The sequence below is a fragment of the Rhizobium sp. A37_96 genome (assembly GCF_053521765.1).
In genome coordinates this window covers 39903-62369 of the sequence record NZ_JBNWDS010000011.1, presented here as the reverse complement: position 1 = coordinate 62369, position 22467 = coordinate 39903, and the positions used below count along the sequence as shown (strand labels likewise).

The window sequence follows — 22467 nt, the reverse complement described above, 5'->3', positions numbered from 1 at the left end:
GCCACGTCTTCCAAACTAGGAAGACGTGGCTTCTTGCAGGCCATGGCGATTGCATTTGCAGGCCTTGCTCCGGGGCATTCCGCGCATGCCGCAAAGGCCGGCCTTCGGGTTGCGAGCCTGGATATCACAGCGACGCATATCGCCGTTTCGGCTGCCGCCAATTTGATCGCGGCGGCGTCTGCAGGCGGCTTTCGCGCCGGAAGCGCCGACCTCGTTCTGGACGCGGGCATTGTCGATATCGGACATCCGGCCGAACCGAATCTGGAGCTTCTGCAAAGCCTGCGTCCGGATTTGCTGCTCGCGGCATGGCCTCTCGCGGAGGACGCTCCGGTACGTCGCATCGCGCCCGCGCTGACATTGGATCTGTTCGGCAACGGCGACGACTGGCTCACCCGGATAGAGCGGGCGGTTCTTGCAACCGGCGAACGGGTCGGCAGCGGAAAAACTGCAAACGAGGCCCGTGCCGCCGCGGAACGGCAATTCAATGAGGCGAAACAGTCGGTCGCAGGCCGCGAGATTCCGCCGATCTATCTGGTCAATCTGAACCAGGATGGAGCCAGTCTCCTCGTCTATGGCCGCAACAGCCTGATGGACGCGGTGATGCAGCGGCTCGGCATCGACAATGCGTGGGCTTCCGAAGCCGACATGTGGGGTTGGTCCCGTACCGATCCGCAGGCTCTCATGGATCGTCCCGAAGCCACGATCATACACCTCCAGCAATATTGGGAGGGGCCGGGGCTGGCCATGCGCCGGCTGACCAGCGGGCCAATATGGAATGCCTTGCCGCAAATGCGGACCGGCCGTTTTCGAATCCTCCCGCCGATCGATATCTTCGGCGGCCTGCCCAGTGCCGCGCGTTTCGCGGCACTGATCACCGGCACGCTCGATAGTCGCCAGACCGCCCGATGATGGACCGGGCGATGGTGGGAAAAGTGAAATCCAACCGTGCGGCGCTCGTGCTCATCGCTCTTGCGGTCTTGCTGTCTGTTTCAACTGTTTGCCGCATGGCTCGAATGCTATCGGCCTCAGCCTCCGGCGACACGACTTTCACGGTGCTCACCGTCGAATTCCAATTTCTGCCCCGCATGGCGGTTTGCCTGCTGGCGGGCGTTGCCCTTGGGCAGGCAGGGCTCGTCATGCAACGGGTCTTGCGAAATCCCCTGGCCGAGCCGACAACGATCGGGGCGTCCGCCGGCGCGCAACTAGCGATCATGTCCGCTTCGCTGTTTGCGCCATCCCTGCTCCTGTCGGGAAAGGAGTGGCTGGCCATTGCAGGCGGGCTTGCCGCCACCGGTCTGGCTTTCGCCGCGGCGAGCGCGGCGAGGTTCTCGCCCCTGGCGCTTCTTCTGTCGGGATTGGTCGTCGGCCTGTTGTGCAACTCCGTTGCCGGCATCCTGATGCTCTTTCGATGGCAATATCTTGGAGACTTCTTCTTCTGGAGTTCCGGCTCTCTGGCTCAGAACGACTGGTCAACCGTTTCGTACCTGCTGCCGCGCGTTCTCGGTTGCACCGTTGCGCTCCTGCTGTTGCTTCGGCCGCTGTCCGCCATGTCCCTCGGCGACGACGCCGTGCGTGCCCTGGGACTGTCGGCACGGTCGGTCCGCTTGACGGCTTTGGCCATCGCCGTTCTGCTGTCGGCTTTCGTGGCCGCGGCCGCCGGAATGCTCGGATTCGTCGGCCTGGCCGCTCCGGCGATCGCCAGGATGATCGGCGCGCGAACCTTCAGGGGACAGTTAGCCATGTCATCGGTCGTGGGGGGCTTGCTCCTGTGGAGTGCCGACGAAGCCGTGCAGTGGGCGGGAAGCCTCTGGCCCGGGGTGCCAACGGGGGTCGCGACGGCGCTGCTGGGCGCACCTCTCTTGCTGTTGCTGCTTCGGCGAATACCGCATGGCCCGGCAAGTCCGGACAGTTCGCTTTATGCGTATCGACGGACCCGAAACCCTGCTTTCGTCCTCACCGGGCTAACGATCTTCTCGATCGTGCTCCTCTGGCTTGCCCTCGACTTCGGAAAAACAGCGGATGGCTGGGTGTTTGCTCATTGGGATGATTTTATGTCTTTGGCGACATGGCGCTGGCCCCGCGTTCTGGCGTCGTTCTTTGCCGGCGGCATGATCGCGCTGGCGGGAAGCATTATCCAGAAGACGACCGGAAACACCATGGTGTCGCCTGAAATCCTTGGGATATCCTCGGGTGCGGTGCTCGGCGTCCTCGCCATGTACATGCTTTCTGCGGCGCCAAGTCGAAGCGCCCAGATCGTCGGGAGCAGCATCGGTGCATTCCTGACCTTCGTCATTCTGGCCTTGCTGGAAAGGCGGGGCTCCTCCTCGAATGGCGGGCTGCTGCTGACGGGGATCGGGATCGGCACGGTGTTCGGAGCGCTTGCATCGCTTCTGCTCGCAAGCGGCGATCCCAGGATGGGAACGCTGCTGCCCCTGATGACCGGCTCCACCTATCAGGTGACGGAATCCCAAAGTGAGGCAATCGCGCTTCTTGGCATCACGGGCTTCATCCTCAGCCTCGGATGCTCCCGCTGGCTGACGATCTTCTCCCTGGGCGAGCCGACAGGCCTATCGCTCGGCGTGAACCTTCCGAACGTCAGAATATTGCTCCTGCTTCTCATTTCGGTGCTGACGGCAGCAGCCACCACGGTCATCGGGCCAATCAGCTTTGTCGGGCTGATGGCGCCGCACCTGGCATCGTTGCTTGGCTGCAAGGGGACGAAAAGCGAGTTGGCGGTTTCAGCCCTGGTCGGTGCCGTGGTGATGGTTGCCGCCGATTGGCTCGGGCGCAGCCTGGCATTTCCCTATCAATTGCCAGCCGGCCTGCTTGCAAGTGTGGTCGGCGTCGGATTTTTCCTGCTTGCCGCGCCTGCCCTCAAGGCGAGGCGATAGGTCTCGTGACGGATGCGGACATTGAAGAAAGCGGCGGGCCGAGCTTTGCCGTCATGGGGCCTCTCCCTCGACCAGCCTCGGCCGCTGCACACGGTCATCCTCGACGATCCGGCCGTTTTCCATGCGCACGATGCGGTCTGCGACATGGAAGTAGCGGTCGTCATGGGAAATTACGATCAGCGTTCGGCCCTGTGCCTTCAGCTCGGGAAGCAGTTCCTCGTAGAAGACCCGGCGGAAGTCCGGGTCCTGGTCGGCGGCCCATTCGTCGGTGACGATGACCGGCCGGCGCTCCAGCCAGGCCTGGACAAGGGCGAGCCGCTTGCGCTGGCCGGTCGACAGATCCGTCGTCGTGAAGTGGTCGTCCTCGAGCCTGACCTTGTGGGCGATGCCCAGCCGCTGCAGGTGCGGTCCCGCCTCTTCCGGCAGGGCGCCGTAGACGAGGTCGTCGAACAGGTAGTAGTCCGAAAAGATCGTGGAGAAAAGCTGGCGATAGCGGTCGCGGTCCTCCGGCATTACCACCATGCCATCGTGCAGAAGCGAGCCTTGCTGCGGCATATAGAGCCCGAGCAGCAGCTTGATCAGCGTCGTCTTGCCCGAGCCGTTCTCACCGACGATGAACAGCAGTTCGCCGGCACTGATGGTGAAGTCGATCGGCCCCAGGACGAAGGGTGCGATATCGTCCCTGGCGGAAAAGGCATAGGTGACGCCGCGCAACTCGATCGACTGTATCGCCGGAACAAGGGCGTTCCCGCCGGTGTCTGCCAGGAGGGGGATATTGGGCTCATGCTGGTCGAGTTCGGCCGATAGCGCGGCAATCCGGGCAAAAGAAATCCGCGCCTGGTCGAAGACGGGCAGGGCGCCGGCGATCTGCTCGACCGGTCCCTTGACATAGAGCAGCACGATGACGGCGCCGCTGATCACGGCATTGTCGATGCCGAGCTGCTTGCGGTAGGCGAGGAGCAGCCCGATCATGACGAAGAAGACGGCGGAGCCGGCGGCGTCGGCAATCCAGTGCAGCCGCATGGCGCGGCTCTTCAGCGCGGCGATCCGGTCTGCGGCCCCCGACAAAAGGACACCGAAGACGCGCTCCCGCCGTGGCCGGCTGATCTTCAGCTCCTTCGCCCCGTCGGTGATCGCCCGGTACTGCTTGTGCAGCTCGTCCTGGGCGACCCGCACCTCCTGATAGTCGCGGATCCAGGCGCGCTGGGAGATCATGTTGATGACGATGCCAAGCGCCAGCGAGACGACAGCCAGCAGAAAGACCACCGTCGACAGGGAAAGCAGATAGGCGAAGCTGCCGATGGTGATGGCGAGCGCGATCGCGTAGCCCGAGAAATTGAAGGTGAAAGCCGAAACCGTATCGACATCGCCGGTCAGCACCGACATCAGCCGCCAGGAGCGGTGTGCCTCCAGCGCAGCGATCGGCGCGCGCAGGATCCTCGCGGAAATATCCTTGCGCAGGGCGGCGATGATCCTTTGGCCGAAGATGCTGTTGATGGCACCGGAAATCGCCGTGCCGGCGACGCTCAACACACACAGGCCGGCAAACCGGGCAAGCAGCGAAAACGAAATGGTGTCGCCGTCATGCAGGCCGGCATTGATCGTCGCCAACAGCCACGCCGTCGCCAAGCCGCCCAGGATCCCGACCACCGTCGCGAACACAACCACCGGCCAGAATGGCCGCAGCAAGCGGAAAACGACGCCGAAAATCTTCTCCTGTTTCAATCGTCCATCTCCAAAATCATCGAGGGCGATCGCACGTCCCTATGTGTTAGACGAACCAGCGCGCGAAAATTGGGAAATAAAATCCGCGGGTTCATGAGATTTGTCTTTGCATGGGCCACGGGAAGTCTGGCCCATCGACACGCTGAATGGATCGCGACATCCGCGATATGGCCAATCACGCCCGACCGGGACACTGCGCGGCTAGCCTTCAAATGAGCCGTGCGGCTGGAGAGTTGTTGCGTATTAGTCACGGATCGGAACAAACGTTGTTTTTCGCGGCAGCCAAGTGATGCGGGCAATCCCGGATCACGGAGAGCTTATGCCATGAAAAAACATGATAATTCTAATCATATTTTTGTCGAAACGACGGATTTCCATCCGATCGGCCCGCTTTTGAACTATTGCGGCGCCGGTCAATCCTGATTAGTCGCTGACTGCAGCGGGGTAGCAGGTGCAATATTTTCGCGTTGGCGGGAAGTGACTATGAGTTGGGATTTAAACGGTCTCTTTAGACGGCATGCCAAGGAAGTCGTACGCTTCCTGTGCCGGCGCGGTATGAACAGGGAAACGGCCCACGATCTCACCCAGGATGCGTTCGTGCGGTTGCTGTCTTATAATGGCCGCCCCGATCGCGGCCAAGGCAATCCGCGGGCGCTTCTTTTCCATGTCGCCCGCAATCTCAGCATCGATTTCTATCGGCGGGAGCGCCTCGTCCAATATGCCGACCTGACGGATGAAGAGTTTCTTGCGATTCCCGATCTCAGTCCTTCGGTCGAAACGATTGTCTACGATCAGCAGCGCCTCGCAATTACCGCCGCCGCGCTTGCTGAGCTTCCCGAACGCACCCGGCTTGCGTTCGAACTGCACCGGCTCGGCGATATGACGATCAACGAGGTTGCCGAGCAGCTCGAACTGTCGTCGACACGGACATGGGCGTTGATTCGGGAGGCGTATCACCATATTCGCCAGCGCCTGCAGGCTGCTACCGACTGACGTACGGATAAATTGAAGCGCTTGTTCGTTTCCATCTATAGTGTTCAACCGATCAGCCTTACCGACAAGACCAATCATGCAGCACGATATGGGAGATGACGATCGATTGTTCGAAGAGGCGATGAATCTCATCATCCGCCTGCAGAACGATCGCAGCAATCCCGTCGCGCTCAACATGATCCGCCATTGGCGCGCGCTGAGCCCGGCTCACGAGCGCACATGGGCGGAGGTGCTGGAAATCCACGCCATGTCCGGGAAGGTTCTTACGGATCAGTACCAGCTCGAATCCAAGCCTGGGATTTCCCGACGCAAATTGATGCTCATGGGGACTTTGCTCGTCGGAACGGCGGCTGTCGGGGGGGTGCTCGGTCCGGGTCTCATCGCCAAAGCGAGCGCCGATTTCGCCACGACGACGGCCGAGATCAAGCGTGTTGCCCTTCCGGACGGGAGTATGATCACGCTCGGGCCGGACAGCGGGATCAAGCTGGCTTTCAACGACCGGCGACGCGACATACGACTGCTCTATGGCATGGCATTCGCAGAGGTGGCCAAGGATGCCGATCGTCCTTTCTCCGTCGGTGTCGACGAGATAACGGCAACGGCGCTTGGGACCGCCTTCGATGTCAGCGATGACGATGGCTTCGTGACGATATCGGTGGATCACGGTCTGGTGCAGGTCGATGCCTCGGTAGTCGATCGGGCGCAACTCTCAGCCGGTCAATGGTTGCGGGTCGATACGAATGGGCGGCGTTTCGATCGCGGCACGCGCAGCGCCGGGCAAATCGCCGTCTGGCGCGATGGCATGATCGTTGCCGACAACGAGCCGATTTCAGCCGTCATCGCCAGGATCACCCGCTGGCAGGCCGGGAAAGTATTGATCGCCGACCCTGGTCTCGGGTCCCTTCCCATCAGCGGCGTGTTCGATCTCAATCAGCCGCTCAGGGCGCTCGAAGCCGTCGTCCAGCCCTATGGCGGCAGGGTGCGTCAAATTTCGCCGTGGCTCACCGTCATTACGAAAATCTGATTTTTTTCGTCAGGAAAAGAGAAAATCCATCAACCATGCTCGTCTCCATCGATAGGGCGGCAAATACCGAGCTTGACCAGGCAAAGCACGCTCTTTCGCATCTGTATCAATTGGAGTGGTTTAATGGGGCGTGGATTGGCTTTTCTGTTTCGGGGCAGGAATGGCGGCAGCGCAAGCTTGGCTGCGTTGATGGTGTCGACCATGTCGGTCGGCCTGGGTGTCATGCAAGTGGGTCCGGCGCATGCGCAAACGACAGCCGCGATCAATTTCTCGGTGCCGGCGGGGTCGCTCGATCAGGCGCTTGCCGCCTTCGGCAGGCAGTCCGGCCTTCAGGTCACCTACACGCCGTCGATCACTGCAGGCAAGAAGTCGCCTGGCGCGTCCGGACAGCTCTCCCCGGATCAGGCGCTTGCCCGAATCCTCAAGGCATCCGGCCTGTCCTTTTCATTCACCAACTCCACGACCGTCGCGATCTCGGCGGCAGCGGCAAGTGGCACCGTCGATAGCGCCGGTGCGACTGCCTTGGCGCCAATTGAAATCCGGAGCGGGAAGGAAAGCGCGTGGGGGCCGGTGAACGGACTGGTCGCAACGCAGAGCGCTTCGGGCACGAAGACCGATACGCCGCTTGCCGAAACGCCGCAGTCGATATCGGTCGTTTCCCGCAAGCAACTTCAGGACCAGGCGGTGCGCAATGTCGGAGAGGCGTTGCGCTACTCGCCGGGCGTGCTTGCGGAAGAATATGGCGGCACGGATTCGCGTATCGATCGCTACATGATACGTGGTTTTGCCAGCACCAATCCTTATCTGGACGGCCTGACCACCAACACCTACTACACGCTGCTGTCGCCGAAGATAGAGCCCTACGGGCTTGAGCGGGTCGAGGTGTTGAGCGGGCCGGCGTCATCGCTCTATGGCGCCAATAGCCCGGGTGGCCTTGTCGCCGCAGTCAGCAAGCGGCCGACCGATACGCCGCTGCATGAATTTCAATGGCAGGTCGGCTCGCCGAAAGGCGCATCGGGAGCCTTCGACTTCAGCGGGCCGGTCAGCGATGACGGAACTCTTCTGTATCGCCTGACGGGGATTGCCCGGGCGGCCGATACCCAGGTCGACCACGTCGACACCAAGAACTACTACATCGCGCCCGCCTTCACCTGGAAGCCGGATGAGGATACGACCTTTACCTTCCTCTCCAAGTTCCAGCGATCGAACGATGGCGGGTTGGTGCAGAATCTGCCGGCATTGGGTACGCTTTATGGCGCGCCGTTCGGCAAAATTCCAACCAGCCTGTTCATCGGGGAGCCCGATTTCAACGATATTACCCGCTCCAGCAGGTCGGTGGGCTATTCGTTCGAGCATCGGTTCAACGATGTTTGGACGGTGCGCCAGAATTTTCGCTATTCCTATACGGATACGGACATCCAGGAGATCGGGACGTCGGGGTTCATTCCCGGAACCACGCAACTCAACCGCTGGACCTTGGGCGCAAACGCCAATCTTCACGACCTCGCGGTGGATACGCAGGCGCAGGCCAAGTTCGATACTGGGCCGCTCGATCATACGCTTCTGTTCGGTGTCGATTACATGCGCTCGCACAGCCGTTGGTCTGAGAGCGACGGATCGGCGTCGCCCCTCGATGTGCTTGATCCGGTCTACGGCCAGCCGTTCACCGTGCCGGCGGTCGATTTCGCGACCGACGACCATGTCCGGCAGACGGGGGCCTACGCGCAGGATCAGGTTGCCTTCGGCAATTGGCGCGTTTCCGGTGGGCTGCGTTACGACTGGGCAAAGACCAGCGACATGGACCTGGTTTCGGCCGGCAATCCGACCGTCGAGAATGACGACAAGAAGCTGACCGGGCGCGCCGGCCTCCTCTATCTCTTCGACAACGGCATCGCTCCCTACTTCAGCTATTCGACCTCGTTTCAGCCGACGCCTGGCCTGAATTCGACGACCGGGGATGCGTTGAAGCCGACGACCGGCAAGCAATACGAGATCGGCGTGAAGTATCAGCCGTCCGGCTACAACAGCTACATGACGGTTGCTGCCTATAATCTCGAACAGACCGATGTGACGACCACCAATCCCGGCCCGCCGGTCACCTACGAACAGACCGGCGCCATCCGCATGCGTGGTTTCGAAGTGGCAGGGGTCGCCGATCTCGACAACGGCCTGAAGCTGATCGGGAACTACACCTACAACAACGGAGAGATCACCAAGGACGACGATTCCTCCCTGCGTGGGAACCGGCCGAAGGACGTGCCGCAGAGCATGGCCAGCCTCTGGCTGGACAAGACCATCGAAAGCGGCGCAGCCGAGGGGCTCGGGTTCGGCGCAGGCGCGCGCTATGTGGGCAGCCGTTACGGCGATAACGCCAATACGCTGAAGATCCCGGATTATTTCCTCGTCGATGCTTCCGTCCACTACGACTACAAGGATTGGCGTTTCGCGCTTAACGGCACCAATCTGTTCGACAAGAAATATGTCGGCACCTGCGATGACGATACGTTCTGCTACTATGGAGAGCGCAGAGCGGTACTGGGCACGATTTCGGTAAAATGGTGATCCGGGACAGGTCCTCCCTCGGGAGTGCTCGACAGGCAGATGGTGGGCCGGGAAACCCGCTGACGCGCCGGCGATTTATCGCCGGCGCAGCCGCATCTCTTGCCGGGTATCCCCTCGCATCGAAGGCGGCGGCGGCAGAGCGCAAAATCGTCTCTCTGAACTGGGCGATCAGCGAGACGCTCTATGCCCTGGGCATCACGCCGATCGCCGCCGCCGAGACGGCGTCCTATGACCTGGTGGTGGGGCAGCCAAGGACACCGGCCGCGACCGTCGACGTCGGGCTGCAAGGTGCGCCGAATTTCGAATATATCGCCCAATTGTCTCCCGACATCATCCTCATCCAGACCTGGCAGGAATCGTTGCGGGCGCCGCTCGAGCGATGCGCGCCCGTCGAAACCATTGGCATCCATACCGGGGAGGGGGATGTCTATCAGCATGCCTGCGACGCGGTCCGCAAGATCGGAGCCTTGACCGGACGGGCAGCCGAATCGGAAGCATTTCTTGCAGGCGTCGAAGCCAGGTTCGCGTCGTTGCGAAAGAATGTTCAGGCCCGATCGGTGGCTCCGCTCTATCTCGTGCAAATGATAGACGACAACAACCTGACGGTTTTCTCGCGGGGAAGCCTGTTCGATGCCGCTCTTTCCAAGCTCGGTCTCATCAATGCATGGCAGGGCGAACCCACTTTGCTGTGGGGTGGGTCCGTCGTCGGCATCGAGCAGCTCGCGGCAGATCCCAAAGCCGGAATAATGCTCATCGATTCCCCCGGGCTTGCGCCGGAGGAAGCCCTGACGAAGAGCCCGTTATGGGCGACATTGCCGGCGGTTCGATCGGGTCGCTTTACCAGGATCCCGTCATACTGGGGGTTTGGAGCGCTGCCGACATCAGTCCGTTTCGCAGAGACGGTCGCGTCCAGCCTCGAAAGCCTCTCCGGGTGATTGCATGAGACCGCAGACTCCATCCTCCGGCACCAATGCACTTGTCATCGGCGGTCTGGTGCTTGCGCTGGCCCTCGTGCTGACAGGGTTCAATCTCAAAACCGCGTTTCCGCGGCTTGAATGGCACGATCTGGCGCAGCGAGCCCGCGAAGGGGATCTGCTTGCAGCCATCGCATTCTATAGCGCCTTGCCGCGTATCGCCGTTGCCATGCTTTGCGGTGCCGGGCTCGCCTTGTGCGGAACCATGTATCAGCAGGTGCTTGGCAATCCGCTGGCGGAGCCCTCGACGCTTGGGGTCTCTTCGGGTGCCTATCTTGCGGTATCGACCTTGTCCTGGCTGCTGCCAGGCCTGGGTATGCCGGAGAGAATCCTGATCGCCATGGCAGGAGCGGGGCTCGCCATGGCGCTGGTGCTGATCCTGGCCTGGGGTCACGGATTGTCGGTTCTTGCGTTGTCCTTGAGCGGATTGACCCTGAATCTCGTCTTCGGCTCGCTTGCGTCGATCATCATCACGTTCCATCGCGACGCTATGGTTTCATTGTCGTTTTGGGGATCGGGGGCTCTTCGGCAGAATGACTGGAGGGCGGCCGAAACCCTGGTATTCACCCTTCTTCCCGCCATTGCGGCTCTTGTTCCCGTCACGCGGTCGCTCTCGCTGTTCAGTGTCGGCGATGAGACGATGTCGGGATTGGGCGTTTCGGTCCGAACCTTTCGCCTGATGACGCTGGCGCTGGCCACATGGATCGCGGCCGCCATCGTCGCCTGTGTGGGAATAGTGAGCTTCGTCGGGTTGACCGCTCCCTGGCTTGCTCATCTGTTTGGCGCCAGGCGAATGGTGGAGCGGCTATTGGTGTCCGCCATGGTCGGCATGGCGCTGCTACTGGCAACCGATCAGCTGTTAATTGCATTCGGACCGATGGCGCAGTCGATTCCCGCCGGCTCGTTGACGGCATTGGTCGGTGCGCCGGTGCTCCTTTGGATATTGCGCAAGCCAAGGGCGACACAACCGGCTGCCGCTGCGAGCGCTTCCATTTTTTCCGTCCCGCGCGCGTCGATCATGCCGGTCGTGCTTCCTTTTGCGATGTTTGGCATGGCGGCGGCCATGATGATCGGAAGGGACGCTCACGGCTGGCATATTCTCGACCATGATACGCTTGCAAAGGTTCTTCCCTGGCGCTGGCCGCGCGTGCTGGGCTCGGCCGCAGCCGGAGCAGCATTGGGGGTTGCCGGTTCCGGCTTGCAGCGACTGACCGGCAATCCGATGGCAAGCCCCGAAGTTCTCGGCGTTTCAAGCGGCGCGGTTCTCGGCGCTCTGCTTGCCATGTTCGTCGCCTCGCCGGATCTACCCGTCACCCAGGACATCGGAGCCGTCGTCGGCTCAGCGGTCGTGGTTGCGCTTCTGGCGCTGTTCGCGCGCCAGGGAAGGTTTGCGGCGGGGCATGTTCTGATGGTCGGAATCGGGCTCGGCACGGTGCTCAGCGCAATCTCCAGCGCATTCGCACTTCTGCCCGATCCGCGCTTTCAAATCCTCCAACTCTGGATCGTCGGATCGACGGACGGCATCTCGCCATTCTCCGCTGTCGTTGCGGCTATCGTCGCAACGGCCGGCTTCGCCGCCGCCTGCCTGCTGCGACGCTGGCAGGCCATGCTGCAGCTCGGCGCGCCGTTTGCCGCCGCCGCGGGCGTGACCGTCGGCCGGGCGCAAATAGGGATGCTGATGCTTGTATCGGTCCTTTGCGCAATTGCCACATTGATTGTCGGCCCGCTTAGCTTCATCGGCCTCATGGCGCCCCATCTCGCAGAAATACTCGGGGCCCGGCGTGTCGTTCCTCACCTGGTTCTGACGGCAGCCGTGGGGGCGCTTATCATGGTTCTGGCGGATTGGCTGGGCCGGAATCTCCTGTTTCCCTACGAGGTTCCCGCCGGTCTTCTCGCCACGTTCATCGGTGGTCCATACTATCTCTGGCTCTTGCATAAGCGTGCTGTTTAGGAACGCAGGCGGCGGCCGACGAAAGCTTGGGGGCACCCATCATGGCCCGATACGAAGCTCGAAGAGCCGGTTGCCAAGGTCTCCGGCATTTGGCCGCGAAGCTGAGGGCGATCTTGCCGGCTGGCGAAAACCGCCCAACGCACCCGGCGCCGCTTCATCCCCGGCCTCATTCGGCAAATGCCGGGGCTTCACATCTGGACGATGACGGAACTGGTCGATCAGTCGTCAGGTCTCGCATTTTCATCCAAGTGTTCGACGCGCGGCTTCCATTCCGCCAGCTTTGCCAGGCATCTGTCGAGTATTTGAAGTTCTTGCTCGGTGAGCACCTTCAACATGTCCTCGTTCATCGTATCTCCGATGATGTCAGCTTGCTCTGCGAGTTTATCCCCTGCCGGGGTCGCCTGAAGAAGGAATTGCCGGGCATCCTCCTTCGATAGAATCCGTTCGATCAAACCGCGCTTTGCCAGGTTGGTGATGAGGCGCGAGACGAGTGTCCTGTCCAGATTGGATTCCTGAACGACCCAATTGACCGGCTGGCCCGGCGTTTCCACGACAATGGTCAGGATGCGCAGGTGCTGTATGTCAAGGCCGAATTCTCGACGATAAACCTTGTCGGCAGCCTCCTTGGCAGTGCGAGCCACCTTCTCCAAGCGAATGTTCATGTAGCTCCGAAACGAACGCTTCAACTGCACCATTGCCAAATCCTCAAATATGTTATATCTCGCAATATGTGCAAAAATAACATAATTACCGAAATCACATATTGCTCCGTAGGGATACGCTAACATGAAGGTTGCTGGCAATACGGCGGTTCAGTCCTTGAAAGACCGGGCAAATCGAGCCGTCGACTCGTTGGCGCCAACGCTCGTATCTCTGTCGCTACGGATCCACGCCAATCCCGAACTCGCTTTCAAGGAATTCGAGGCGTCCGCGGCTCTGTGCGATACGCTCGAAGACCTTGGCTACGCACCCCAGAGGGCCGCATATGGTCTCGAAACCGCCTTTGCCGCGGAATTCGGCAGTGCCGGACCCTATGTCGCTCTACTTTCCGAATTCGACGCCCTTCCGCAGGTGGGACACGCTTGCGGACACAACATCATCGCTGTGACGGGGCTCGGCGCATCGCTGGCGCTCGCTTCTCTCGGCGGCGATCTTCCAGGCCGCGTCCGCTATTTGGGAACGCCCGCGGAAGAGGATGGTGGCGGAAAGGAGCTCATGGCCCGTCGTGGCGCTTTCGACGGTGTCGATTGCGCAATGATGGTCCACCCTTCTACGGAGGATGTCGCTGCCTACCCGTTGCTTGCGGTCAATGACGTGACCGTCCGATATCACGGCCGCGCAGCCCATGCCGCCTCATGCCCGGAGGTGGGTCTGAATGCGCTGGACGCGCTGGTATCAGCCTATCAGGCCATATCCGCCCTTCGCCAGCATGTGCCGGCGGGCCAGAGGATTCATGGAATCATCTCGAATGGAGGCGCGGCTTGCAACGTGGTGCCGGATCTCGCCGAAGGGCATTTCGCCGTCAGGGCTCCGACGCTTGATGCGTTGCGCTCGTTGCAGGCCCGGGTCAATGCCTGCCTTGAGGCCGGAGCTCTGGCGACCGGGACCAGGGCGGAAATATGCTGGAATGACGTTGCCTACGCGGATATGCGCACCAACTGGCCGCTGGCGAAAGTCTATCAGCACAATGCCGAGGGTATCGGGCGGACCTTCGAGCGGTTCGAAGATATTCCGATTGCGCGCGCTGCAAGCTCGGACATGGGTAATGTAAGCCATCGCGTACCATCTATCCATCCGATGATTGCGATGGCTCCGAAGGGAACGGCCCATCATCATCGTGATTTCGCGGTTTGGTCGGCTTCCGACGAAGCTATGCGGGCGGCGATCGACGGCGCCAAGGCTCTGGCGATGACGGCAATCGATTTCATGACTGACGCGGACCTGCGGCAACGAGTCGGTGAAGCTTTTCTCGGCGCTCAAGCCAATCAATCCAGCGGTGTGCTCAGGCCGGCAGCGAAGTAGAAAGCGTTTCGTCTGAAAGGGAGGAAGATTGTGATGACTATCCAGGGTGAGGTGGCCTTGAACTTGAAGAACGGGGAAAGCAAACAGCCAAGAAACCACTCGGCGTCGCGCCTGGATCCCGGCGAAGTCGCGAGCCGTTATGGACTCCTGATCGCTTGGCTTGCGCTGGTGTTGATCTTTTCGATTGCAAGCCCGGAGATATTTCTGAGCAAGGCGAACTTTGCCAACATATTCGGGTCGCAGGCCATTCTGGTCGTGATGACGATGGGCATGATCGTTCCCCTCATCGTCGGTGAATTCGATCTCTCCATGACCGGCCTGATGTCCTGTTGCCTCATGATTATCGGGGTGCTGAACGTCCAATATGGCTGGCCGATCGGGTGGGTCATACCTCTCGTCGTCCTGCTTGGATTGGCGGTTGGATTGATCAATGCCTTCATCGCCGTTCGAATTGGCGTCGACTCGCTTGTTGTGACGCTGGGCATGGGAACCTTGCTGACGGGGGCTTCCTACGGCATCAGCGGGCTCAGCATCATCGGAATATCTCCGGTGCTGACCGAACTTGCTAGAACCAAGGTATTCGGCATCCAGATGGCTTTCTACTACGGCCTCCTGCTGACCATCGTCTGGTGGTACATCCAGCGGTTCACCCCCTTGGGCCGAAATATGCTTTTCACGGGCGCAAGCCGGGAAGTCGCGCGCCTGTCGGGCATCGATGTCGATCGCCTGCGCGCGGGCTCCCTCGTCGTGTCCAGCCTCATCGGAGCCGTTGCCGCAATCATTCTTGCGGGTGTTTTGGGTTCGGCCGACCCCAATGCGGCAAACGGATACCTGCTTCCGCCGTTCGCTGCGGCTTTTCTGGGCGCGACGGCGATCACGCCCGGGCGGTTCAATCCGTGGGGCGCCTTCATCGCGGTCTACTTCCTGATCACGGGGATCGTAGGCCTGCAAATACTCGGTCTTTCCGGCTGGATCGAACAGGTCTTCTACGGGGGAGCCTTGGTCGTAGCCGTTACCTTGTCGCGCCTGGCGGCCAATCGTCTCAGGAAGAACTGACGACGCCGAGGCGTTCCATCTATTCATGAAGCGGAGGAGAAAATCATGAAACACGAATCCTATAAGGCCGGTTTTCCCTGGAAGGCGAGAGGGGTCTTCACGGTGTCGTCGGTCTTGGTGATGATGTCTTTGGCCGCCCCGGCGCGGGCTGACGACACGTCGCTGACCGGGCAGGCAAAGCAGATCGTCGAGAAAGCAAGTGCGGCTTTTTCGGAGGGCTCCGGGGCATCTGCTGTCGACGTCGGTCAAAAGCTCTCCGGAAAATCGATCTTCTTTATTTCGGCCGGCCTGAGCTTCGAATTCAGCCAGGAGGTCCTCAAGGGCGTGCAGGACGCATCCGGTGAACTCGGGATGAAGGTCGTTACGGCCGACGGCCCGGATTCGTCGCAGGCATCGGCGGCAATCGATCGCGCCATCAGTCGGAGCGCATCTGCGATCGTGCTGCAGGGCATCGATCCCTATACCGTCCAAGCCTCGATATCGGATGCCGGGAAGGCCGGCATACCGGTCGTCAGCACCGCTGCCATTCCGGCGGGTCCGCTGCCCAAGGACATCGCGGATGCGGGCCTTTCGGCGAATGTGAACATCTCGGTTGTCGACGCCGGCAAGATCACCGCCGCCTATATTGCCGCGAAAGGCGAGCCGGACGCGGAGGTGGCGCTCATCAGCTGCTCCACCTTCCGCTCCGACACCGTTTTTGCCGAGGAATTCACCAAGGAACTGGTGCGGCTATGCCCCGGTTGCCAGATCATCCACAAGGATTCGCCGCTGCCGCAGTGGCAGACGACTTTGCCATCGCTCGTGCGCACCTTGATCACGGTAAACCCGAAGATCACCTATGTCGTGCCCTCGGTCGATTCCATGGTGCCCTCGATAAAACCCGCGATCATTGCCGTCGGCGCGGGTGACAGGGTCAAGATCGTAACGAGCAATGCGTCCCTGCCGGATATGCAGGCCATCGCCCTGAAGACGGACCAGGAGGTTGCCAATCTCGGCGCCTCCAACGAGCGGATGGGGTGGGCTACCGTCGACCAGATCGCACGCCTGCTTACCGGCCAGCCCGCGATCGACAATGTCGAGCCGCAGCGGTTGTTCACCGTGGACAATATCGACGGCGTGGATCTGACCAAGCCCGCCACCACATGGTACGGCTTCGATTTCCGAAGCTATTATCGCAAGCTTTGGGGCATGAAATCATGAGCCCGGCAAATGACATGGCGGTTGCCGATCCGGTGATCTCGCTGCGGAACATCTCGAAATCATTCGGTCCGCGCAAGGTTTTGGATGGCGTGAATCTCACGCTCTCGGGAGGGCAGGTACATGCGCTCCTCGGGCAGAACGGGTCCGGAAAATCAACACTCATCAAGATCCTGTCAGGCGTATACCAGCCTGACGACGCGGGGCAGCATGGCCGGATGCTCCTGCGCGGCGAACCGGTCGACCTGCCTCTCGATCCCAATTTTGCCGCAACGGCCGGGATTGCCGCGGTCCATCAGGATCTTCCCATCATCAATTCCGCCAGTGTACTGGAAAATCTGATGATCGGACGGTTCGAGACCGGGCGCGGGTGGCGGATCGATTGGCGTCGCGTTCGCAATGACGTGGCACGGGCCCTTGGCGAATTTGGCATTCACGCAACGCCGGAGCAACTCGCGAGCGACCTGCCGGAAGCCGATCGCGCCATGCTTGCCATCCTTCGAGGCCTGAAAGGGTTGCCGTCCGACAGGCCCGGCGTGCTCATCCTGGACGAGCCGACCGCACATCTTCCCCGCGATGGGGTAGACCGGGTCTTCGCCGCGATCCGGAAAGTGGCAAGCCAAGGTCACGCGGTGGTGCTGGTGACACACAGGCTCGACGAGGTTTTTGCCGTCACCGATATGGTATCGGTTATCCGGGATGGCATCATTGCGCACGTAGCCGGCACAAAATCATGTACCGAACGGGAGCTGGTCAAGGCCATTCTAGGTTTTGAGCTCGATGCGCTTTATCCGGAAAGGCAAACGAATGCCGGCGAAATCGTCCTCAACGTGGAAAACCTCTATGGGAAGCGGGTCCAGGACTTGTCCCTCGTTGCCCGCCGGGGCGAAGTGGTGGGCGTTACCGGCCTGATCGGCGCGGGCCAGGAGGAAATTCCGTATCTGCTCTACGGTGCAAGAAAGGTAAGTTCCGGTTCGGTAACCGTGTGCGGCCAGGCTTTTTCGCAAGCCGAGCTTTCACCCGCAAAATCCATTCGTGCGGGAATGGCCCTGTTGCCTGCCGATCGTCGCAACGCCTCGGGCGTCGGCACCGCTTCCGTTCGTGAGAACGTCAGTCTGCCGATCCTGGCCCGCTTCCTGAAGAACGGCATCTTGCGCGAGAAGTCCGAGCGGAATCATGTCCGCGAGCTGCTCGGACGATTTGAAGTTCGGCCCCTGGATCCGGAGCTGCCGCTTTCGGCGCTCAGCGGCGGCAACCAGCAGAAGGCGCTGCTTGCCAAGTGGTTTCAAATGAAACCCGATGTGTTGCTGCTGCACGAGCCGACGCATGGTGTCGACGTGGGTTCGCGGCGGACCATTTTTCGATTGATCAAGGACGCGGCCGACCAAGGCGCGGCCATTGTGCTGTTCAGCACCGAGTATGCCGATCTGGCCAATCTCTGCGATCGTGTTGTTATCATGCGGCATGGCCGCAAAAGCGCCGAACTCAGCGGAGCCTCGCTCAGCGAGCAGCGGATTGTGGCGCTATGCATGATGGACGAGCAAGGCTCGACCCTCGGGCAAGATGAAATGAGCGATGCCAGTGCGCCTGCTCCGGTCCTTAACTGAAAGAGACAATCTATGAAGCCGATCAAGATCGGGGAAATCAACGCCGAACCCGGTAAGAAATGCCGAACCTCGCTTGGAGCCATTCGCACTCCCTCCGGTTCCGAGCTGAGCATTCCATGCATGATAGCTCGCGGCGTGGAAGACGGTCCGACGCTGGTTCTTTCCGGCGCGACCCATGGCGACGAGATTGCAGGGACGGGGGCAATCATCCATCTCATGCAGGCGCTCGATCCGTCGAAGATGAAGGGATCGGTCATTGCTCTGCCCGCGGCGAATGTGGCAGCTTTCGACCAGGGAGCATATTTTACCCCGCAGGACAGTCGCAATATGGCGTCCGGTATCTATTGGACCACTGACCCCAAGAGCACCATGACGGCGCGGATGGGCGCGCTCCTTGGTCCCCTCTATCAGATGGCTGATTACTACATCGACATCCACGGCAATCATGAGCCGTGTGTCCCCATGTCGATGATGAATCTCAGTTCCGCGCGCGATTTGGTGGTTCGTGAAAAAACCATCGCGCTTGCCGATGCCTTCGGCGTGACGCCGGTGGATATGAGCGACCCTGTCGCGCATCCGGACTGGGTCGGTTCGGCCGACGACTATCCCGTCCCCACGGCCATGGCGAATGGCGTGCCGGCGCTGATGGTCGAGCTGATGATGTCGCGCACTTGCATGGATGCCGAGCGGGGCCGCAAGGGTGTGATGAACGTCATGCGAATGCTGGGAATGATGGAGGGAAGCCCGGAAGAGCAAGTGTCGCCGAGGGCTCTTCCCGGGCGCTATAAATATTGGGGCTCCCTCAGTTCTCAGGCGGCGGGCCTGCTGTGGCCGAAGATCGCGCCGGGCGAACTGGTTTCCAAGGGGGAGGCGGTTGCGGAAATCACCAATCTTTATGGTGACGTCCTGGAGCTCATTGTCAGCCCTGCCGACGGATTCATCTGGGCGTTTACCGGCGCGCTGTATGGCTCTGGAACCTTTGCCTTGCCCGAAGGGTCCGATATCGGATTTTTCGCGGAGCGGGTTTTGTAGTCGATCGTCGGATACCTTCGATATTCAGGAAGGATGCCGCGCTCGATCTATTGTGTTAGAGGTAAAGGCGGCTGTGCCCTCGGGCTCAGCCGCACTTTCTTGCGGTTGGGCGGCTTTGCGGCCATCCTTGATGCGGTGACGCACTGCGCCGACCGTCAGTACAGATCGGCGGTGAGTTTCCCGGGCGTTGCGTTGCCATACAGCATGGCAATGTCCTCACGTTTGAACGGCACGCGAGCGTCTTCGGGCGCGGTGCCATAGCCCTGCGCGTATTGATGCCCGGAATATACGGCGGATGCTATCAAGCCCGGAGCGAGACAATCGCCAAGCCTCGTTACGGACTTGATGCCCGCATCCGCCCATTCGCATTCCCGCGCCTTCATAGCCAGCCAGAGGTCGTCGTTGGGCAGGCGTGCCGTCACGGGGACCAGCGTCGCACAGTCTATCGAGCTCAGCTTGCCGCTATAGACACATGACAGCGTCAGGCTGTCGCGCGTTCTCCCGGCAAGGCCGACCGACGGGATGATCTGGACCCCGAGATCGATCAGGCGTTTCTGTATGCGCGACTGTTCGAGCGTGTAGTTGCTCCAGGGTGAAACCTGCGACTCGGGCGTCAGGAAAATGACATGCCGGCCGGCTTCGACGAGGACTTCGGCGAGAACGCTGCCCAGGTAGAACGAATCGTCATCGTAAATGACCACCGGGCCATCGTCGGTCACCGCCTGGCCTCCCTCGTCAATGACTGAGTCGGGCGACACGATCTTCCCCTCGGAGAGAAAGGCAAGCGGGAGGCGGTGCGTGCGGCCGACGCCATCGCAACGCCAGCGGCTGCCGGTTGCGAGCGCGATGTGCGGCACCCCGTACTGCAGCACGTCGTCGACGGTCAACGGGCTTTGCAGGTAGATCTGCGCGTTTGGGCGCACCTGCAACTGCCCCACGCGCCAGTCCCGGACACGCGCCCAGGTCGCCAGTCCGGGCAACCTGCTTTCCCGCGAAATCCGCCCGCCCCACTCGTCGCCGCTGTCAGCCAGAACGATATCGACGCCAGCCTGCGAAAGGGCGCGGGCGGCTTCGAGACCCGCGGGGCCGCCGCCTATGATCAAGGCCGGCTCGGGGTGGTCTTTTGCAGACAGCCGCTCAGGATGCCATCCTTTGCGCCACTCCTCGCCGATCGTCGGGTTCTGGGTACAGCGCATCGGTGTGTTGGTGTTGTCACCCGAGGCGCAGATGTTGCATCCGATGCATTCGCGGATGTCATCGATCCGTCCCTCCTCGATCTTTCTCGGAAGGAACGGGTCCGCGATCGACGGGCGCGCCGCTCCTATGAAATCCATGATGCCTTGCCTGATCACCCGCACCATGCTGTCGGGTGATGTGTATCGTCCGACGCCGACGACGGGCTTGGTCGTCACCGATTTCACGAAGCCGATGTAGGGTTCTTGATAGCCCTCTTCCGAAAAACGCGCTGTCTGACTGTCGTTGGACCAGTTGGACAGGTTGACGTCCCATAGATCGGGCTCTTCCGCGAGTGCGGAGATAACGTCCCGGCCTTCCCCTTCGCTGGTGATCCCGGCTGGTCCCAGCAACTCATCGACGGCAAGGCGAACGGCGATGGCACAGGTGTCGCCAACCGCCTCCTTGGTGTCGCCGAGAATCTCCCGGAAGAGCCGCAGCCTGTTCTCGAAGCTGCCGCCATATTCGTCGGAACGGTGATTGTGGCGCTTGGACAGAAAGTGCTGCAGCACGCTCATATCGTGCCCCGAATACAGGTAGATGATGTCGAAACCGGCCCGTCTCGCACGGATGGCGGCCTCGCGATACCAGCGTCGCATGTCGATGATGTCGGCCTTGTCCATCGCGCGCGCTTGAACCGGATCAAGGCTGTCGCTCACCGAATTCGACGGCGCGAGCGGAATCATTCGGCTGAAGCGGTTGGCGACATGCAAGCCATTGTGAACCAGCTGGATCGCTGCGAGGCTTCCGTGAGCGTGGATTCTTTCTGTTACTGCCGCAAGCGTCGGCAGGTCCCCGTCGTCCCAAAGGCGGGCCTCGTTTGCGGGCGTCAGATCGGAGGTCGGGTGGATTTCCGCCTCCTGCGTCGAAACGACCGCCCAGCCTCCCTCCGCCTTGATCCCGCGAAGATGGGCCTCGGCGTTGGGATAGCGATAACCCATCCCCGAACAGTGCGGCACTTGATAGAATCTGTTGCGGGCCGTCAGCGGTCCGATCCGGACGGGTTCGAAGAGGATATCAAACCGGGGGTCGCGTTTCATGGTGTTCCCTTATTGGTTGTGAAGATGCTCGCCCTAAACGAAAAGGTGGCCCCGAGCACAGGCAGGATATCGCGTTGCTTGTTCCATGCAAGCAAAAAATTATACGATCGTATAATATCTTATAACCTATTGATGAAATGGCCGATCCATGTCGGTTCCGCCGTCCAGACGGTGCGGCCGGGCGATGCGAGAAAGCCGATCACCGCACCGCCCGGCCTCCTCGCAGATCTTTTCGAGGCGCAGCCGGAGCCGGAGACGCGCGTTTGACACGATGCGGCTGAGATCGTGTAGGTGAGGCCAAGGCGGCCATATGCCTGTATAACAAGCTTGAAATACCCGCTCGTTCATCTATGAGGAGGTGAAACATAAAATATATCAATGGCATCGTTACCCATGGCTCGCCAGCGTGAGGATACCGGTTTGACGAAAAACGATCCGACGAAATCCCGGGCGCGCTTCCGTCGTGAGACCCCTGACGATCGTCGTCGACAGCTGGGCGAAGCGGCGCTGCGCTGCATTGTCAAGCATGGAAACGCCGGTGTTTCCGTGCGCCAGATCGCTGCCGAAGCCGGCGTCACTCAAGGATTGATCACGCATCATTTTGGCGAGCTGAACGAACTTGTCATCTATGCCTTCGACATTATGGCGAGTGAGATGCTGCAGGGATTGATGAACGTCGTCGATCAGGCGGATCCTACGCCGCAAGGCCGCCTGAACGCATTCATAGAAGCATCGTTCTCGTCGATGCTGTTCGATCGTGATGTTCTCGGCGTATGGGTCGTTTTCTGGGGGCTCATCCTGCATTCTCCCAAGCTAAGTCTCTCGCAGCAGCGAGAGTTCTCCGGCTACGTGAAGGCGGTCGAAGCTCTCTTGAAGGACCTTGCGGATGACGAGGAAATTGCCGTTGGAGACATGCGGCTTGCAGCGCTTTCCTTCAGCGCGTTGCTGGACGGCCTGTGGCTGGCGTGGTGCTTGAACCCGACGACTTTCAAGCCCGAGGAAGGCGTTCAGTTGTGTCACAACTGGATCAAGGGATTGCGGCTAGGCGCCTACGCATAGCGCGTGCCAGCTCCGCCACATCGCTTCCATGAACTTGGACGCTTGGTGCTGAGCCGAAGAGCGCCCAGGCGGAAGCCGAGCGACGCCACAGATCCAGACAG

General features: G+C 60.8%; 17 protein-coding genes. 14 read left to right on the top strand and 3 right to left on the bottom strand.

The genetic code is table 11. The features are described 5' to 3' along the window. Positions 1–42 precede the first annotated feature (42 nt). Together ACQZ6J_RS23455 and fhuB (ACQZ6J_RS23450) are read left to right on the top strand one after the other, a co-directional pair. On the top strand, positions 43–909 hold the full coding sequence (locus ACQZ6J_RS23455; RefSeq protein WP_449085811.1) for an ABC transporter substrate-binding protein: 867 nt from the start codon (positions 43–45) through the stop codon (positions 907–909). A gap of 23 nt (positions 910–932) precedes the next feature. After that, entirely contained in the window at positions 933–2891 is a 1959-nt protein-coding gene (fhuB, locus tag ACQZ6J_RS23450) for a Fe(3+)-hydroxamate ABC transporter permease FhuB (RefSeq protein WP_449085810.1), read from the top strand. 51 nt (positions 2892–2942) lie between these two features. Here fhuB (ACQZ6J_RS23450) and ACQZ6J_RS23445 read toward each other — a convergent pair whose 3' ends face one another. Continuing rightward, positions 2943–4616 carry a cyclic peptide export ABC transporter gene (locus ACQZ6J_RS23445; RefSeq protein WP_449085809.1) on the bottom strand — a complete coding sequence of 558 codons (1674 nt, stop codon included), beginning with the start codon at positions 4614–4616 and terminating at the stop codon, positions 2943–2945. A gap of 483 nt (positions 4617–5099) precedes the next feature. Here ACQZ6J_RS23445 and ACQZ6J_RS23440 point away from each other — a divergent pair, with 483 nt between their 5' ends. The 5 genes from ACQZ6J_RS23440 (at position 5100) to fhuB (ACQZ6J_RS23420) (ending at position 12120) form a co-directional block, all read left to right on the top strand. Continuing rightward, positions 5100–5609, top strand: coding sequence for an RNA polymerase sigma factor (locus ACQZ6J_RS23440; RefSeq protein ID WP_449085808.1), 510 nt, complete (start codon positions 5100–5102; stop codon positions 5607–5609). A gap of 76 nt (positions 5610–5685) precedes the next feature. After that, entirely contained in the window at positions 5686–6633 is a 948-nt protein-coding gene (locus tag ACQZ6J_RS23435) for a FecR family protein (protein ID WP_449085807.1), read from the top strand. A 123-nt stretch (positions 6634–6756) separates the two neighbouring features. Further along, the gene (locus ACQZ6J_RS23430; RefSeq protein WP_449085806.1) at positions 6757–9195 is read left to right on the top strand and encodes a TonB-dependent siderophore receptor; all 2439 of its coding nucleotides are present in this window, start codon (positions 6757–6759) and stop codon (positions 9193–9195) included. Continuing rightward, complete coding sequence (locus ACQZ6J_RS23425; RefSeq protein WP_449085805.1) at positions 9189–10130, top strand: ABC transporter substrate-binding protein; 942 nt, start codon at positions 9189–9191, stop codon at positions 10128–10130. Before ACQZ6J_RS23430 ends, ACQZ6J_RS23425 begins: the two co-directional genes overlap by 7 nt. A gap of 4 nt (positions 10131–10134) precedes the next feature. After that, positions 10135–12120 carry a Fe(3+)-hydroxamate ABC transporter permease FhuB gene (gene fhuB, locus ACQZ6J_RS23420; protein ID WP_449085804.1) on the top strand — a complete coding sequence of 662 codons (1986 nt, stop codon included), beginning with the start codon at positions 10135–10137 and terminating at the stop codon, positions 12118–12120. A 218-nt stretch (positions 12121–12338) separates the two neighbouring features. Here fhuB (ACQZ6J_RS23420) and ACQZ6J_RS23415 read toward each other — a convergent pair whose 3' ends face one another. Next, a complete protein-coding gene (locus ACQZ6J_RS23415; protein WP_163989182.1) occupies positions 12339–12815 on the bottom strand; it encodes a MarR family winged helix-turn-helix transcriptional regulator in 477 nt (158 codons plus the stop codon). Positions 12816–12906: 91 nt separating this feature from the next. On the opposite strand from ACQZ6J_RS23415, the gene ACQZ6J_RS23410 reads away from it, so the two are divergent. From ACQZ6J_RS23410 to ACQZ6J_RS23390, 5 genes are read left to right on the top strand one after another with little or no spacing between them, the layout of a single operon-like run. Further along, entirely contained in the window at positions 12907–14142 is a 1236-nt protein-coding gene (locus tag ACQZ6J_RS23410) for a M20 family metallopeptidase (RefSeq protein ID WP_449085803.1), read from the top strand. Between the two features lie 33 nt (positions 14143–14175). Then, positions 14176–15198 carry an ABC transporter permease gene (locus tag ACQZ6J_RS23405; RefSeq protein ID WP_163989186.1) on the top strand — a complete coding sequence of 341 codons (1023 nt, stop codon included), beginning with the start codon at positions 14176–14178 and terminating at the stop codon, positions 15196–15198. Between the two features lie 45 nt (positions 15199–15243). Continuing rightward, a complete protein-coding gene (locus ACQZ6J_RS23400; RefSeq protein ID WP_163989188.1) occupies positions 15244–16398 on the top strand; it encodes a sugar ABC transporter substrate-binding protein in 1155 nt (384 codons plus the stop codon). A 14-nt stretch (positions 16399–16412) separates the two neighbouring features. Next, the gene (locus ACQZ6J_RS23395) at positions 16413–18002 is read left to right on the top strand and encodes a sugar ABC transporter ATP-binding protein (protein ID WP_449085802.1); all 1590 of its coding nucleotides are present in this window, start codon (positions 16413–16415) and stop codon (positions 18000–18002) included. A gap of 12 nt (positions 18003–18014) precedes the next feature. Next, on the top strand, positions 18015–19034 hold the full coding sequence (locus ACQZ6J_RS23390) for a succinylglutamate desuccinylase/aspartoacylase family protein (RefSeq protein ID WP_449085801.1): 1020 nt from the start codon (positions 18015–18017) through the stop codon (positions 19032–19034). Between the two features lie 155 nt (positions 19035–19189). On the opposite strand, the gene ACQZ6J_RS23385 is transcribed toward ACQZ6J_RS23390, so the two are convergent. After that, a complete protein-coding gene (locus ACQZ6J_RS23385; protein ID WP_449085800.1) occupies positions 19190–21307 on the bottom strand; it encodes an oxidoreductase in 2118 nt (705 codons plus the stop codon). Between the two features lie 132 nt (positions 21308–21439). Between ACQZ6J_RS23385 and ACQZ6J_RS23380 the strand changes: the two genes are divergently transcribed. Next, on the top strand, positions 21440–21574 hold the full coding sequence (locus ACQZ6J_RS23380) for a hypothetical protein (RefSeq protein WP_449085799.1): 135 nt from the start codon (positions 21440–21442) through the stop codon (positions 21572–21574). Positions 21575–21727: 153 nt separating this feature from the next. Then, positions 21728–22366: a TetR/AcrR family transcriptional regulator gene (locus ACQZ6J_RS23375; RefSeq protein WP_449085798.1), complete on the top strand. Its 639-nt coding sequence runs from the start codon at positions 21728–21730 to the stop codon at positions 22364–22366. Positions 22367–22467: the final 101 nt, after the last annotated feature.